Below are 15,108 nucleotides of genomic sequence, written 5' to 3'. Positions count from 1 at the left end.
TGAAACTTCAAAAAATAAGATGAGGAGGGATATACGATGTTAAATGGTATTACAAGACTCTTTGTTATACTCGGAGGAGTATACGCTTTTTACCGTTACCGTTATAAGATAATGAATGGCTTACTTGGTAACCCATCCATACGAAGATATTTTGTCTCGATTGCAATGAATATTCCTTTCTTACGAGATCGCTTTATGAGACAGGCATTTCGTTACTAAAAAACTCCAACAAAGGCTTTCGACTAAAGACGAACTTACAACTCTTTAATCGAAAGCCCAATTTTTTTATAAATAGATCAGTTAAAGCTTAGGATTTATTGTAATACTGCTGGAAAATGACCTATGTCCAGAGTTATGTTATTCTACCGAATAACACCTTTGTATATTACTTAACCTTTAATTGAAGGGAAAAGGTAGAAATGAAATGGGAAATCATTTGCTTTGACCTTGATAATACAATCATTAATTATGAAAAAACATTTGAAAGAACAATGACATACTGCCTTGCTTTGTTATTAGCCGAAAATAAAAGCCAGCAAGAGATTTCTATTACACAGTGGTTTACAATCTTTAAAAAATATTGTGATTTATACTGGCCTGCATATTCACAAAAAGCAATGAGTAGACAAGAATACAGAAGAGCAAGATTTATTTCATCCATGGAAGAACTGGGAATTCGAACTACTATTCATCAAGCCGACCGGCTGCAAGAATTGTTTCATAAACATGTTGCCCAATTTGTAGTCCCCTTCAAAGGTATAGAGACCATGTTAGAGTGGCTTAAATTGAGTGGTAAGAAACTAGGAATCATAACTAATGGTAATAGCGAAATACAATATAACAAGCTTAAGAAGGCGGGACTATATCCTTTTTTTGAAAGTATTATCATTTCAGACGCAGTTAAAGTAGCGAAGCCATCTGCTCAAATCTTTGATATTGCAAAAGAAAGACTTGGTACAAAAAATGATCGGTGTGTGTATGTAGGTGATTCCTGGGAACTCGATGTTGAAGGTGCGACCAACGCAAAGTGGGATGCTATATATTTTAATACAAGGAATGAAAAACCTGTTATGCAAAAAGGGACCAGCATAGAGGTTAGAAGTGTTTCTGAATTATCCAATCTATTGTTAAAATAGAAAGGGGGGAACTAATGGTTTTTAGACAAGATTATACCTTTTGGAAGCTGACTAGAACGTTGGTTCTTGAAAAGGAATACCGAGTATTGCAGATATCAACAACAAGTCAGGAAATATGGCTAGAATCATCTGAACGGGATTTACCTAAGTTAGTTCGCATACTACGTTATGATTTAGACTGGGGAAATTGGATGCAACGAGACATGGAGAATACCCTTCAAAAAGTTAGAAGTGTTAGTAAGCAACTTGGTCTTAAAAAGATAGACGTAGCTAATATATATGTGTCCACCTACCCACCTGTTGATGATTATCAAAATAGACTTGAAGAACCTTTACATATCAAAGATAATCGAACAAAAATAAATATGAAAACCTTCCTTCTTCACGCGGATTCAGCAAAAGAAGATAGTCGACCACAACTTTTAGCAGATTTCTCAATTGAAGACTTCAAAAATACCCCTGGTCCTCTAATTGATACTAGCGGCATTGAGGCATTGAAAAGGGAAGTGCTACAGGAAACACAAAGAAGGATTAAAAGTGAACAACGTATTTTCCAATATAGTAAACCATTTTTCACCTATTTTTTTATCACAATACAGCTCATTATGTATGTACTTCTTGAACTACGCGGAGGAAGTACAAACATAGATACACTATTAGCGTTTGGTGCAAAAGAAAATAACTTAATATTAAATGGAGAATGGTGGCGATTTTTCACACCTATTGTATTACATATAGGAATCTTCCATTTATTAATGAACACACTTGCTCTCTATTTTCTTGGAAGTGCAGTTGAACGTATTTTTGGTAGGACTCGTTTTTTAATTTTGTATATTTTTGCCGGATTTGCTGGAAGTTTGGGGAGTTTTATATTTAGTTCATCTATTTCAGCCGGTGCCTCTGGGGCAATATTTGGATTATTTGGAGCCTTATTATTTTTTGGAATGTCCTATCCAAAACTGTTCTTCAGGACTATGGGCAACAATATCATTACTATAATAATCATCAATTTAGCATTTGGATTTATCGTACCCGGCATTGATAATGCAGGACATATTGGGGGATTAATAGGTGGTTTTCTAGCTTCAGGGATTGTTTCATTACCAGAGAAAAAGTTATATAAAAATAGCGTTTTTTATTTTATTTTAACTGTGTTACTAACGGTTTCATTTCTCATTATAGGATTTGGAATTTAGAGTGGATGTGTTATTATTGCTTATTTTAAAATGAGTAATAATTTTCACACCACTTTTTTTATTGTGTTCTAGGAAGTGGAAATTGCCCAAGAAATAATAGTAGTATAGTTATTTTCTTGTTGGTTAATTAATATTATGCAATCTTTACCATTTCATGTATGTATTCCCATAAATAAGTCAAAGATGGACGTGAAGGAACTACGTACAATTGTTTAGCGTGAGAAAGGTGCGCCTCTTTCTTTCGATTTGATAGGAGTGGTAAAATTGACAACTGAGCAACCAAAACATCCAGTGACATCAAACTTACAAGATAATGTTTCCTATTTAAAAGATAGGCTTGGTGTCGACAAAAGCTTTGATGTGATTCAGTTAGATTTGAAATATGCTGGTAAAGACATGTCAATGTTTTTAATCGATGGATTTGCTAAGGATGATATCCTTCATCTAATTATGAAGTTTCTAGCCAACCTAGATGAGCAGAGTCTAAAAGGAGATACACTTGATAAATTACTAAAGACATATATTCCTTATGTTGAAGTTGAAAAAGTTGATGATTTAGATAATGTTGTAGACTCTGTCTTAGCTGGCCCAACTGTCTTACTTGTTGATGGGTTAGATCAAGCGATCATAATAGATGCTAGAACTTATCCAGTTAGGGGACCACAAGAACCTGATACAGAAAGAGTGGTTCGCGGCTCTAGAGATGGATTTGTAGAAACGATTGTATTTAATACTGCTTTAACAAGAAGGAGAATTAGAGATCGTTCTCTACGAATGGAATATTTGCAAGTCGGAAGACGTTCAAAAACAGACATAGTCGTTTGCTACATAGAGGATATTGCAGATCCAGAGCACGTAAATGAGGTTAAAAAGTCGATTGATAAAATTGATACAGATGGATTACCAATGGCAGAGAAAACAATAGAGGAATTTATTTCCGGAAGACATTGGAACCCATATCCGGTTGTACGTTATACAGAAAGACCCGACACGGCAGCTGCACACCTATATGAAGGACACGTTATCATCTTTGTTGATGGTTCACCAAGTGTTCTCATCACGCCTACCACCTTTTGGCATCATTTACAGCACGCAGAAGAATATCGAAACAAACCAGTGGTAGGAGCCTATTTACGTATGGTTCGTTATGTGGCAGTTTGGGCTTCACTATTTCTGCTGCCAATCTGGTACTTATTATCTGTAAACCCAGAGCTTTTACCAGAGAATTTAAGCTTCATTGGTCCGAATGAAATGGGAAATATCCCTTTATTTGTCCAATTTATATTAATTGAGATAGGGCTCGATATGCTCCGGATGGCAGCTGTACATACACCTACCTCTCTTGCAACAGCACTAGGGTTAGTGGCAGCCTTATTGATTGGACAAGTAGCAGTAGAAGTTGGACTATTCACGAATGAAGTAGTACTATACTTTGCAGTTGTAGCAATTGGGACTTTTGCTACCCCTAGTTATGAATTAAGCCTTGCCAATCGAATAGTTAGGATTTTCTTCCTGATTGCAGCGGCTGCATTTAATGTTGTTGGATTTGTTATTGCAGTTACTCTCTGGATTATTCTTCTATCTAGAATGAAATCCTTCAATGTTCCATATTTTTGGCCGTTTATTCCATTTTCCTATCGTGCATTTCGCTCTGTTTTATTCAGAGCGCCAATCCCTTTGAAAAATAAGAGACCACCTGTATTACATCCTGAAGATCCTGATCGTTAAAGAGTGTCTAATCGGCACTCTTTATTTTTTTCTGTCTGCTCTTGCACATCGTTCCGTTTTTTAATACTCTAAATGGGAAGAGTATTAATAGTAGCTGATTTTTAAATTCTCTGAATAATACATATTAATAGGAAGAAACTCGACTTAAGAGGGGAAAATATGAATAGCATATTTGATGTTAGACAGTTACTAAAGACCTATGGAACTTATATTTACCTAGGAGACAGACTAGCTGACTTAGAATTAATGGAAGAAGAGGTAAGGGAACTTTATCAATCAAACATGATTGATATAAAACAGTTTCAAAAGGCGATTCTTTTGCTTCGTCAAGAAATGGCAAAGGAATCAAAAAAGCTAAATTAATAATAGTGTCATTAAAAGCTAAAAATTTTAAATAAAGGATGATTAGAGATGAAAGACCAGTGGTTAGTAGGGGTAGACCTAGGAGGAACAACAATTAAAATGGCCTTCGTTAGTTACTACGGAGAAATCATTGAAAAATGGGAAATTCCAACGAATAAAGCACAAATCACAACAGATGTAGCAAAGGCGATTGATTCAAAGCTTGAAGAATTAAATCAACCTAAGAGTAAACTACTAGGAATCGGGATGGGAGCACCTGGTCCAGTGAATATGGATACAGGTGTTGTTTATGAAGCTGTAAATTTAGGGTGGAAGGACTTTCCGTTAAAGGATCAGTTAGAGGTTGAAACAGGACTGTCTGCTATTATCGATAATGATGCGAACATAGCTGCTATAGGTGAAATGTGGAAGGGTGCGGGTGAAGGGTCTAAGGATCTAATCTGTGTAACTCTTGGAACAGGAGTAGGTGGTGGCATTATTGCGAATGGAAATATCGTTCACGGTGTAAATGGTGCTGCTGGTGAAATTGGGCATATAACCTCCATTACAGATGGTGGTGCTCCTTGTAACTGTGGCAAATCAGGCTGCCTTGAAACAATAGCCTCAGCAACTGGAGTGGTTCGTATCACAATTGAGAAGTTAAATGAACATTCTAGACCTAGCGTTTTACGTGAAGAATTTGAACGTAATGGAACCATTACTTCTAAACACGTATTTGATGCTGCGAGTGTCGGGGATGAATTAGCCAAGGAAGTTCTTGATTACATTAGCTTCCATTTAGGTTTTGCTCTTGCTAACTTGGCGAATGGACTAAATCCGGAGAAGATTGTATTAGGTGGTGGCGTATCTAAGGCTGGAGATATTTTAGTTCAGTCTGTTTCTGAACATTTTCATCGATATGTATTTCCTCGTGTAGGACTTGGGGCAAAAATCTCAATTGCAACATTAGGAAATGATGCAGGTGTGATTGGAGGAGCTTGGCTAGCTAAGACTAACTTACTATAAAATTATTTTTGAAGACTATATAGGTCAAATGGAGTAGAAGCTTCAACTTTTTTGGAATTCCAATTAAGTTGAAGCTTCTTTAAATTTTTTGAAAATATAAACTTTTGGTTCTACCGAAACTTTTTTACTTTTCATTCGTCTAAGTACTATAGACTTTGAATAAAAATTGCGTATCTATTAATGTTACTAGCCTTCCATTAATTAATTATTGCTTTTTTGTAAAATTCATATTAAGATTATTTTCATCGTGCTTCAAAACTAATAAATGGAAATTGTGACCTACAATCCATTTTTGAGCGACACAAGGAGGTAAAACCATGCGAAAGTTTTCGTTCTCTAAAATTAAATTTTTAGCTCTAACAACCGTATTGTTATGGATAAAAACCTATATAGTCTATAAAACTAGCTTCGATATAAAAATAGAGTCTCCTATGCAGGAGTTTATACTTTTTATAAATCCATTAAGCTTTTTACTATTGGTATTTGGTCTAGCATTCTTTATTAAAGAGAAAAGAAGAAATGCATATATTCTAACAGTAAGTATTATTACATCATTTATCTTATTTGCGAATGTTGTATTTTACCGTTTCTTTAACGACTTTATTACCATTCCAGTCTTGTTCCAAACGAGCAATATGGGGGATTTAGGTAGCAGCTTCACAGAACTATTTAAATTCACAGATTTACTTCTATTTGTAGATGTTGCGGTAATCCTTGCTATTGTTTTATTAAAACCTAACTTTGCAAGTATTGAGTCATTCACGAAGAAAGAACGTAGAACGTATTTTATTACTGTTGCTGCAGTGTTCTTCTTTAACCTTGGTTTAGCAGAAGCAGAAAGACCACAATTGTTAACTCGTACGTTTGATAGAGAAATGCTAGTAAAGAACATTGGTACGTATAACTATCACATTTATGATATTGTGCTACAATCCAAATCTTCGGCACAACGTGCAATGGCTGATAGTAGTTCATTTATTGAAATTGAGAACTATTTAAAAGCAAACCAAAAGAAACCTAATGAAGAATTATTTGGATTGGCACAAGGTAAGAACGTGATTGTCATTTCTTTGGAGTCTACTCAAAGCTTTGTAATTAATGAAAAGATTGACGGACAAGAAATCACTCCATTTTTAAATGATTTTATTAAAGATAGCTACTATTTTGATAACTTTTACCACCAAACTGGGCAAGGTAAAACATCAGATTCAGAGTTTTTATTAGACAATTCCCTATATCCAATTGGAAGAGGGGCAGTTTTCTTCACACATAGTGGTAATGAATTTACAGCTACTCCAGAGATTATTAAAGATTATGGTTATTACTCTTCAGTTCTTCATGCTAACGATAAGAGTTTCTGGAACCGTGACATTATGTATGGAGCATTAGGTTATGATCGTTTCTTTGAAATTAATGATTATGTTGTAAATGAAGAAAATTCTGTGGGCTGGGGATTGAAGGACTTGGATTTCTTTGAACAATCCATTGCACATCTAAAATCTCAACCACAACCGTTTTATTCAAAGTTTATTACGTTAACAAATCATTTTCCGTTTGAACTAGACCCAGAAGATAAAATGGTAAATGAATTCACATCAAATAGCCGAACATTGAATCGCTACTTTCCAACTGTTCGTTACCAAGATGAGGCTGTTAAACACTTCATTACTCGTTTAAAAGAAGAAGGTTTGTATGATAATTCGATTATTATTATGTATGGTGACCATTACGGTATTTCTGAAAACCATAACGTAGCAATGGAACAATTCTTAGGTCGTGAAGTTACACCATTTGAATCAGTGCAACTTCAACGTGTGCCATTTATTATTCATATCCCTGGTGTAACAGATAAGGATCCACAAACTTATTCTAAGGTTTCTGGCCAGATCGATTTAAAACCAACTATCCTTCATTTATTGGGTATTGATACGAAAGAGGATGTTCACTTTGGTTCTGATGTTTTCTCTAAACAAAAATTATCATTTGCTGTTTTAAGAGATGGAAGTTTCATCACTGAAAACTATGTTTACACAAAAAATACGTGTTATGATAAATCAACTGGAGAACCAACTAAAGAAGCATACTGTGAGCCATTCATGAAAAAGGCTAAGCAAGAATTAGAATACTCTGATCAAATCGTTTACGGAGATCTACTTCGTTTCTATAATGGAAAGTCTTATCAAGATCAATCACAAAATTTAAAGCAATAAAAAAAGCTCTGGCCGGTGGGTCAGAGCTTTTTAACTACTGCATAGTATTTATATCTTTAAGAATGATTGTAAAATCTTATACATACAGTTTAATAGAACCTTAAAGGGAGGGTCATTGTTTATGCGAATTAGAGTTCGAACAGGGGATTCACTCTGGTACTATAGTCAGCTGTTTGCACTACCATTACAGTTAGTTCTTGATTCAAACCGTAACCTAAATGTGTCAAATGTTCAGGTTGGTCAAGAAATTAATATTCCAGGGTTTCGTAAGCTTTCTTATACAATTAAAAAAGGTGACACCTTTTGGGGAGTTGCCACGAAAAGAAATATTGCAGTTGATGCCATTCAATTGTTAAATCCAGACAAGGATCCAAATACACTCCAAGTTGGTGAAGAAATATTTGTCCCATCTAGGGTCACAGAACCTATTGTGAATTCAAATAGAGAGTACGACTCAACTTTAATGAGTAAAGACCTTAATAATATGTCAGATATATATCCATTTGTAAGATATCAGTCTATTGGTAAATCTGTCTTGGGGAAAGACATTCAAGAAATACAAATTGGAAACGGACCCAAGCGCGTTCACATTAACGGGTCATTTCATGCAAACGAATGGATTACTACAGCTATTATCATGAAATTTGTTAACCAGTTTTTACTTTCCCTAACGAACATGTCTTCATTACGGGGATTTACGACAAATCCATTTTATCAGGAGGTTACCCTTTCTATAGTCCCGATGGTAAACCCTGATGGTGTTGATTTGGTTTTAAATGGCCCTCCTAATATAGAACCCTATAAAAGCGATGTGGTCGAAATAAATAATGGAAGCCTTGATTTTTCTAATTGGAAGGCCAATATACGTGGTGTAGATTTAAATAATCAATACCCTGCAGAATGGGAAATTGAAAAAGAGCGTAAAGAGCCTAAAGCTCTAGCTCCCCGTGACTATCCTGGCGATGCTCCACTAACAGAGCCCGAAGCTATTGCGATAGCAGAATTAACGAGGCAAGGAGATTATTCTAGAGTGTTAGCGTTTCATACCCAAGGGGAAGAATTCTATTGGGGCTACGAAGATTTGGAGCCTCCATACGCAGAAGTGATTGCGAATGAATTTGAAAGAGTTAGTGGATATAAGTCTGTCCGCTTTATTGATAGCCATGCTGGATACAAGGATTGGTTCATTCAAGAATGGCGACGTCCGGGCTTTACTATTGAATTAGGAGAAGGAGTCAATCCGTTACCTTTAACACAATTTGACGAAATATACGAAGAAAGCCTAGGTATATTTTTAGCGTCCATGTATATGTAGGTAATTTCCAAATTTCACATTTTATACGAATGAAATTTTGCTATCAGTGAACGATAAATACCAATAGACCTATAAAAAAAAGCCGTGAAATTCGGCTTTTTTCTCTTGAATTGAAACTTTCTAGGCATCATAATCGTAATAGACTATATATGAGAGGTGAAGGAAATTGGTGAGAGTGTTACTTGCTTTACTGTTTACTGTCATTTTCATTTCAGGTTGTCAATCCTCTCATCAATTGTATGAAGTAAGTGATATGCCATATAAAGAAGAAAAGGACGTACTGAAAGGACAAGTACCCGTCCCCTTTTTTAGTACCAGTCAACAGATTATATCTCTTGATATGAATGGAGAAGCATTTAATACAGTTGGTGAGTGGTTTGATGATGAGAGTATTTTATACATCGTGGATAAGGATGGAGGGTCAGATCTATATTACTACCATCTATTCTCAGGAGAGAAAAAGTTGTTTTACCATACAGATTCACCGATTGTCACAATGAAAGCGAATGAAGATCATAGTCTATTTCTAATCCATTCCTCAAGTGAAAGGAATGAGGCAGAGTTTCTTGTTGTCAACAAAGAAGGAGAGAAAGTATATGATTGGAAAATAAACTCCTTTGATTTGCAATTTGTATGGAACCCTAATGTCTTAGATGAGGTATTTGTTACTGCCTTTTTAGAGGATTGGTCTTTTTCAACATTTGTTATAAAGATAGGTGAAGAAACAGTAACTCCATATACTGTTAATGAGCCATTCGTGCAATGGTTTGATAAACAGAGTATTGCTTTTATGAAATGGAATCAGGAAGAACCAGTGTTCAGTGCACCTTTATATACGTTTAATTTTGAAACAAACAAAGAAAGTCTATTGATGGAAGACGTAATCTCATTTACAACCTTTAAGGACGTTCTTTTCACGGTTAGTAATGATAAAGTCCAAACAACTAAAGGGATTTACAGATTATATGATACTGGGACAATGAATAAAAAGAAAGAAATAATGGTCCCCTTGTTGACAACCTATTCTAGATGGTATGTACCTTACCATGATTATGTCACGAATCAAAAGAAATTCTATACACTTTTACCAGATGAAAGTGCAAGTTATGATACATATACCGGAAAATTTGAACTAATCGCTTTTTCACTTGATGCAGAGGAAAGTGAAACAATTCTTTCCAATGTAGATAGCCTACCGATTAACTTTTCACCTAATGGTTATTACTGCTTATATGGTTATCAATTTGAAAATGTGATTGATGTAAAGGAAAAGGAAGTAAAAGAACTGATACAATTATAAGGAGAGATTTCATTTGGCTATTGTAGATGTAACCGTTATCCCTATAGGGACAGATTCACCAAGTGTGAGTAAGTATGTGGCTGAAATACAAAAAATCCTTGAGAGTTACAAGGAGAAGGGTACTATAAACTTTCAGTTAACTCCAATGAGCACACTAATTGAGGGAGAGTTACCTTCTCTCTTTGAAGTTATTCAAGCGATTCACGAGGCACCTTTTAATCAAGGTATACAGCGAGTGGCAACGAATATTCGAATTGATGATAGACGTGATAAAAAAGTTAAGATGAATGATAAACTCGAAAGTGTTCGGAGTAAAATGTAAATAAAAAGCCATCAAGGATAGTGTTCCTTGATGGCTTTGTTCATTTTGACTTAGTGTGCTACAGGGAAACCATGGTTTAGTACTGTCATGATTGTGAACCAACCAAAAACAGCTACAGTTCCTAGTGAAAACATAATCCCAAGTAGGTTTTTAGTGCGAATCGAGTGTAATGCACCAAAAACAGAAAAAATAGTTACTAATGCAAAAATAATTACTAGACCCATTTATTTTGCCCCCTTACTACTATTGTATAAAGTGTTGTTGTGTATGTCAGATCTATTTTATAACCTATAGTGTCTGACGCTAGAGAAGATAAACCTTCTCATATTATTTCCATAATTTTAATGATCTACTATACTTTCTATATGTAGATTTACGGACTTGTACGTTACCTATTTTAATCTTTTTCACTTAATTTGTCGAGGTCAAAAAATGAAACTTCTATGTCATATGCTTGTGCAATTTTATTTACTAGTTCAATAAAGTTACGATCTACATAATAATACTTCTTTGATTCTAAAGTATCGATACAAATAAGGTGCTCCTCAAATTGGTACAAAGACATCTCGATTTGTTCTTTTGTGCCACTTTCGATGGTAAATACCGAGACCATTTCAAGAAATAAATAATCCTTTTCTTGAAGAGAGTGGATTCCATAATCGTAAAATGTTTCTTTCGTCTCAGGGTTATGAAGCTCAATTAGCAGGAAAAAGTCTTCAAAGAGATTTTTTGTTATAAGATAATCTTGTAATTCTAACGCTTCTTTGGCAGTAGCTACAAGTAGAAGCTGCTCATCACGGTCAATTATAGTTGCGATGCTGGCTACTTCTTTGATTAGTGTGGCTGTGTAGCCCGGCAATTTTTCTTTTACAATACTCATCTCAAGCCCAAATCTTAATAACATGATTTAAGCCTCCTTATATGTATTCATTTTTCGATAGTTTAATTATAGTGTAAAATAGAAAGATAATAACTGCAATGGAGGTACATAGTATGAAATGGCAAAGAGTTCCGCTTGGTCCGTTATCGACCAATGCCTATATTTTATCTAATCAACAGAAAGAATGTGTAATATTTGATCCAGGTGGGGACGATCAAAAATTAATTTCGACCCTTAACCGCCAAGGATTGAAGCCTGTAGCAATATTATTAACACATGCTCATTTCGACCATATAGGGGCAGTGGATGAAGTAAGAAATCAATATGGAATCAAAGTATACATACATGAAAGTGAGAAAAAATGGCTTGGTGATTCTTCGTTAAATGGTTCTAGATTCTTTATGGGGAATGAAGTCCGAATAAACGACGCAGATGTCCATCTTAAGGAAGAAGGAAAGTTAACAGTAGGTTCATTTACGTTTGAGCTATTCCATACACCAGGGCATTCACCAGGTAGTGTTTCTTTCTACCATGAGGAAGCGGAAGTTGTCTTTTCAGGTGACGCTCTATTTGCTGGAAGTATCGGGCGTACAGACCTTCCTGGCGGGAATTCTGAGCTACTTCTTTCAAGCATCCATAAGAAGCTTCTTTCTTTACCAGAAGAAACAATCGTTTTATCTGGACATGGACCTGAGACAACTATTCAGGCTGAGATGGACGATAATCCGTTTTTGCATGGGTTTTAGGGGTTTGGGTGTTGAGGGCTGATCGAAACGTAGCGAAGCGGACTCAAATACCCTTATTTGACTCAAAAAGGTGTTTTTGAGGTCGCTTCCGGACTCACAGGCCGTTATTGCTTCAAAATAGAGGTGTTTAAGTGAGATTTTTAGGTAATAACGGAATTTGAGTCCGATAGCAGTATCACAATGGCTTCTTTTAAGCAAATAGCTGCTTCTCAGTCCGCAAAAAGTAAAAATCCCTTCTCATACGACGAGAAGGGACCTCTAGGGATACTCTATTAAAATAATGGTGGGAGGGGATATTGTAAGCTACTACTCTAAAGATATAACAAAGTATTTACAGTGTCAATAGTGCAAACATACGAGAAGGTGACATTATGATAGATTATTTAAAACATGTAATTTCCGAGTCTAAAACAGGTCAAATACCTTATGATGACTATATGAATATCGTATTATACCATCCTGATTTCGGATATTACATGAAGCAAAAAGAAAAAATCGGTAAGGGTGGAGACTTTATAACAACTAGCAACATTTCTAATGTGTTTGGCATTCTTTTTGCAGACGTATTTCTTAAGTTGTTTTCAAAAGTGGAGTTAAAGCCACACCTATGTGAGATTGGTGGAGGAAATGGTCGATTCGCAAAAGCAATTTTAGATCAAGTACATAGTAAAGATCCAGACCTTTATGATCGCCTAACTTATACATTAATCGAAAGTAGTCCTTACCATCAATCACTTCAACAAAGCATACTAGAAACTCATCGTGGCATTGAGCAATTCCAAAGTGTAGAGGATATGCAAAAGACATATCCAGAGTTTAACGGAATCATTTTCTCAAATGAACTTTATGATGCCTTTCCAGTAAGCGTGATTGAAAAGCATAATAATGAGCTGTATGAAGTCATGGTTGCTCTAGATAATGAAGGTAAATTAGTTGAAAGGTACATCCCATTGTCTAATAAAGCAATCCTTACGTACCTTGAAGAACAAAACATCTCTTTAAAAGAAAAGCAGAGATTTGAAGTTCCACTAGCAATGCAAGAGCATATTGAAAAGCTTGGAATATGGCTCAACAAGGGCATAGTCATCACAGTAGATTACGGCTACACAAATGAAGAATGGAAGCTGCCAGAGCATAGCAAAGGTAGTCTAAGAGGATATTATAAGCATCAACTAGTTGAGAGTGCTCTAGAGCATCCGGGAGAGATGGATTTAACAACGCATATTCATTTTGATTCATTGGTGACAGCAGGGGAAAAGAGTGGACTAAATTATGTTACAAAATTAAGGCAAGATCGTTTTTTATTAGCTGCAGGTATTCTCGATTACCTACAAGAACACCATGATACAAACCCTTTTTCGGAAAAAAGTAAACAAAACCGTGCACTTCGTTCATTAATTATGGAAGGTAGCATGAGTGCGGCGTTTCACGTAGTAATCCAAGAGAAAAATATCTCAATAGCATGGGATGAAATCTTAACATCATGGTAAAGAAAAAAAAGCGATGTAATCATCGCTTTTTTAATGGGTTGCCCCAGGAACCATCATAAATGTTGTCCAGTAGGTAAATCCAGCAAAGAAAATTGCTAAATATGCGCCGAAAACATAAATATACATACGTTCAGACAATTTTAAATAACTTAAAAGAATAAAGAATCCAGTTTGAGCAAAGAAAAGTAATGCAGTTTGCTCCATGTGGCCAAGGTAAAACATTACTGCGAATATACCTGTCCAAAATCCTAATACGCGGAACATACGATCCATATGTATCCCTCCTTTATACCTCTATCCATCACTTAACTATTATAATGTAAGTTAAAGTGAATTGTAAATATTACTTTACGATAAACTTCTCCCAGTGAAGTTTTCACTACGCTCCACTGAGATATAGCTTTCCTCATATTGGTACTGTTAATTCGAAATAAGTGCTTGATAGCTGCAAGATTCACAATTTAACATCATATTTTCTTCTTCAATTAACTCAACATCATTAAATAAAACAGAAAACATTCCATTTATAAAGGCAAAATGCATCCTACAGATGGTTTCATGATTCGTTTTTGCAACTTCCTTGAAAGGACAATTATAGATTTTGAAAAAGATTTTTGTTTTATCTAGATTATGATGAAATTCAGGATAGAACCCAGCTGTATCAGAAGCGTCCTTTAAAATCTCTAATTTCTGTTCAAAAGATAAATCTAATGGTGAGCCACTATTTGCTGACAAATGGCCAGAAACTAGCTCTTGACCAAACACTCTTCCAGTTTCATATAATGCATCTTTACCAGCCTCACCGAGCGACATCATTGAACGTATAGCAATCTTTGCAAGAAGCTTATAATCACGAGCAGGGAAGTGCAACTGTATTACATCATCTGATAGTCGATAAAGCCTACTAGGTCTTCCACCTTTACCTGTCTTTTTAGTCTCTGAAATTAACATGTTCACATCTTCTAATTTAGTTAAGTGTAGTCTAGCTACATTGGGATGAATATTGAATTCATCAGCAATCTCTTGAACGGTTACTTCCCCATGTCTTTTAATTACAAAATGATAAATATAATAACGTGTTGGATCAGACAGTACGTTTGTAATCTTTAATGTTTGTTCCATCCTTCTCACTCCTACCCCTACAGACTAATTTCATTTTATTTTATATCTTCAAAATGTTAGACGGCATTTAATGTATAGGGATAGTATATACGATGAACATAGTAGTAACGCTATGATTTATATCACAGTACTATGGTTATTTCACAAAAAAAGAGAAAAATTCAATAAAATGTCAAAAAGAGCTTAACTCCTAAGAGTAAGCTCTTTTTAAGATAGCTGGGCTAGCTGGATTTGAACCAACGCATGACGGAGTCAAAGTCCGTTGCCTTACCGCTTGGCTATAGCCCATTGAAAA

General features: G+C 35.3%; 16 protein-coding genes and 1 tRNA gene. 12 read left to right on the top strand and 5 right to left on the bottom strand.

The features are described from left to right. The first annotated feature begins 36 nt into the window (after window positions 1-36). The 10 genes from J2Z26_RS12230 (at window position 37) to J2Z26_RS12185 (ending at window position 10,575) form a co-directional block, all read left to right on the top strand. The gene (locus J2Z26_RS12230) at window positions 37-219 is read left to right on the top strand and encodes a hypothetical protein (RefSeq protein ID WP_193535443.1); all 183 of its coding nucleotides are present in this window, start codon (window positions 37-39) and stop codon (window positions 217-219) included. Between the two features lie 200 nt (window positions 220-419). Then, window positions 420-1,136, top strand: a complete 717-nt coding sequence (locus J2Z26_RS12225) for an HAD family hydrolase (RefSeq protein WP_193535442.1) — start codon at window positions 420-422, stop codon at window positions 1,134-1,136. A 14-nt stretch (window positions 1,137-1,150) separates the two neighbouring features. Next, window positions 1,151-2,332 (top strand): rhomboid family intramembrane serine protease, encoded by a 1,182-nt coding sequence (locus J2Z26_RS12220; RefSeq protein ID WP_193535441.1) that lies wholly within the window; start codon window positions 1,151-1,153, stop codon window positions 2,330-2,332. 264 nt (window positions 2,333-2,596) lie between these two features. Then, on the top strand, window positions 2,597-4,060 hold the full coding sequence (locus tag J2Z26_RS12215; protein WP_193535440.1) for a spore germination protein: 1,464 nt from the start codon (window positions 2,597-2,599) through the stop codon (window positions 4,058-4,060). 159 nt (window positions 4,061-4,219) lie between these two features. Further along, window positions 4,220-4,423, top strand: coding sequence for a YqgQ family protein (locus J2Z26_RS12210; RefSeq protein ID WP_193535439.1), 204 nt, complete (start codon window positions 4,220-4,222; stop codon window positions 4,421-4,423). A 48-nt stretch (window positions 4,424-4,471) separates the two neighbouring features. Further along, window positions 4,472-5,428: an ROK family glucokinase gene (locus J2Z26_RS12205; RefSeq protein WP_193535438.1), complete on the top strand. Its 957-nt coding sequence runs from the start codon at window positions 4,472-4,474 to the stop codon at window positions 5,426-5,428. Between the two features lie 317 nt (window positions 5,429-5,745). Then, window positions 5,746-7,638, top strand: a complete 1,893-nt coding sequence (locus J2Z26_RS12200) for an LTA synthase family protein (RefSeq protein ID WP_193535437.1) — start codon at window positions 5,746-5,748, stop codon at window positions 7,636-7,638. 121 nt (window positions 7,639-7,759) lie between these two features. Beyond that, on the top strand, window positions 7,760-8,953 hold the full coding sequence (locus tag J2Z26_RS12195; protein ID WP_193535436.1) for a M14 family metallopeptidase: 1,194 nt from the start codon (window positions 7,760-7,762) through the stop codon (window positions 8,951-8,953). 169 nt (window positions 8,954-9,122) lie between these two features. Next, window positions 9,123-10,253, top strand: coding sequence for a YqgU-like beta propeller domain-containing protein (locus J2Z26_RS12190; protein WP_193535435.1), 1,131 nt, complete (start codon window positions 9,123-9,125; stop codon window positions 10,251-10,253). Window positions 10,254-10,266: 13 nt separating this feature from the next. Further along, complete coding sequence (locus J2Z26_RS12185; RefSeq protein WP_193535434.1) at window positions 10,267-10,575, top strand: MTH1187 family thiamine-binding protein; 309 nt, start codon at window positions 10,267-10,269, stop codon at window positions 10,573-10,575. Between the two features lie 50 nt (window positions 10,576-10,625). On the opposite strand, the gene J2Z26_RS12180 is transcribed toward J2Z26_RS12185, so the two are convergent. Together J2Z26_RS12180 and J2Z26_RS12175 are read right to left on the bottom strand one after the other, a co-directional pair. Further along, window positions 10,626-10,799 carry a DUF2759 domain-containing protein gene (locus tag J2Z26_RS12180; protein WP_193535433.1) on the bottom strand — a complete coding sequence of 58 codons (174 nt, stop codon included), beginning with the start codon at window positions 10,797-10,799 and terminating at the stop codon, window positions 10,626-10,628. A gap of 173 nt (window positions 10,800-10,972) precedes the next feature. Further along, window positions 10,973-11,479: a hypothetical protein gene (locus J2Z26_RS12175; RefSeq protein ID WP_193535432.1), complete on the bottom strand. Its 507-nt coding sequence runs from the start codon at window positions 11,477-11,479 to the stop codon at window positions 10,973-10,975. 89 nt (window positions 11,480-11,568) lie between these two features. Between J2Z26_RS12175 and J2Z26_RS12170 the strand changes: the two genes are divergently transcribed. Together J2Z26_RS12170 and J2Z26_RS12165 are read left to right on the top strand one after the other, a co-directional pair. After that, window positions 11,569-12,201, top strand: coding sequence for an MBL fold metallo-hydrolase (locus J2Z26_RS12170; RefSeq protein ID WP_193535431.1), 633 nt, complete (start codon window positions 11,569-11,571; stop codon window positions 12,199-12,201). Between the two features lie 371 nt (window positions 12,202-12,572). Next, on the top strand, window positions 12,573-13,691 hold the full coding sequence (locus J2Z26_RS12165) for a class I SAM-dependent methyltransferase (RefSeq protein WP_193535430.1): 1,119 nt from the start codon (window positions 12,573-12,575) through the stop codon (window positions 13,689-13,691). 30 nt (window positions 13,692-13,721) lie between these two features. Here J2Z26_RS12165 and J2Z26_RS12160 read toward each other — a convergent pair whose 3' ends face one another. The 3 genes from J2Z26_RS12160 to J2Z26_RS12150 all read right to left on the bottom strand — a co-directional run bounded on the left by J2Z26_RS12160 (window position 13,722) and on the right by J2Z26_RS12150 (window position 15,101). Then, complete coding sequence (locus tag J2Z26_RS12160; RefSeq protein ID WP_193469611.1) at window positions 13,722-13,964, bottom strand: DUF2626 domain-containing protein; 243 nt, start codon at window positions 13,962-13,964, stop codon at window positions 13,722-13,724. Between the two features lie 147 nt (window positions 13,965-14,111). Next, a complete protein-coding gene (locus J2Z26_RS12155) occupies window positions 14,112-14,813 on the bottom strand; it encodes a helix-turn-helix transcriptional regulator (protein ID WP_193535429.1) in 702 nt (233 codons plus the stop codon). Window positions 14,814-15,029: 216 nt separating this feature from the next. Continuing rightward, window positions 15,030-15,101, bottom strand: a tRNA-Gln gene (locus J2Z26_RS12150). Between the last annotated feature and the right edge of the window lie 7 nt (window positions 15,102-15,108).

Source organism: Cytobacillus luteolus, from assembly GCF_017873715.1.
GTDB classification, from domain to species: Bacteria; Bacillota; Bacilli; order Bacillales; family Bacillaceae_L; genus Bacillus_BV; species Bacillus_BV luteola.
This window is presented reverse-complemented; position numbering and strand designations above follow the sequence as displayed.

What these genes read in the sequence shown, in the direction of transcription:
- J2Z26_RS12230 (WP_193535443.1), top strand. Translation starts at nt 37, where the DNA reads ATGTTAAATGGTATTACAAGACTCTTTGTTATACTCGGAGGAGTATAC.
- J2Z26_RS12225 (WP_193535442.1), top strand. Translation starts at nt 420, where the DNA reads ATGAAATGGGAAATCATTTGCTTTGACCTTGATAATACAATCATTAAT.
- J2Z26_RS12220 (WP_193535441.1), top strand. Translation starts at nt 1,151, where the DNA reads ATGGTTTTTAGACAAGATTATACCTTTTGGAAGCTGACTAGAACGTTG.
- J2Z26_RS12210 (WP_193535439.1), top strand. Translation starts at nt 4,220, where the DNA reads ATGAATAGCATATTTGATGTTAGACAGTTACTAAAGACCTATGGAACT.
- J2Z26_RS12205 (WP_193535438.1), top strand. Translation starts at nt 4,472, where the DNA reads ATGAAAGACCAGTGGTTAGTAGGGGTAGACCTAGGAGGAACAACAATT.
- J2Z26_RS12200 (WP_193535437.1), top strand. Translation starts at nt 5,746, where the DNA reads ATGCGAAAGTTTTCGTTCTCTAAAATTAAATTTTTAGCTCTAACAACC.
- J2Z26_RS12195 (WP_193535436.1), top strand. Translation starts at nt 7,760, where the DNA reads ATGCGAATTAGAGTTCGAACAGGGGATTCACTCTGGTACTATAGTCAG.
- J2Z26_RS12180 (WP_193535433.1), bottom strand. Translation starts at nt 10,799, where the DNA reads ATGGGTCTAGTAATTATTTTTGCATTAGTAACTATTTTTTCTGTTTTT.
- J2Z26_RS12175 (WP_193535432.1), bottom strand. Translation starts at nt 11,479, where the DNA reads ATGTTATTAAGATTTGGGCTTGAGATGAGTATTGTAAAAGAAAAATTG.
- J2Z26_RS12170 (WP_193535431.1), top strand. Translation starts at nt 11,569, where the DNA reads ATGAAATGGCAAAGAGTTCCGCTTGGTCCGTTATCGACCAATGCCTAT.
- J2Z26_RS12165 (WP_193535430.1), top strand. Translation starts at nt 12,573, where the DNA reads ATGATAGATTATTTAAAACATGTAATTTCCGAGTCTAAAACAGGTCAA.
- J2Z26_RS12160 (WP_193469611.1), bottom strand. Translation starts at nt 13,964, where the DNA reads ATGGATCGTATGTTCCGCGTATTAGGATTTTGGACAGGTATATTCGCA.
- J2Z26_RS12155 (WP_193535429.1), bottom strand. Translation starts at nt 14,813, where the DNA reads ATGGAACAAACATTAAAGATTACAAACGTACTGTCTGATCCAACACGT.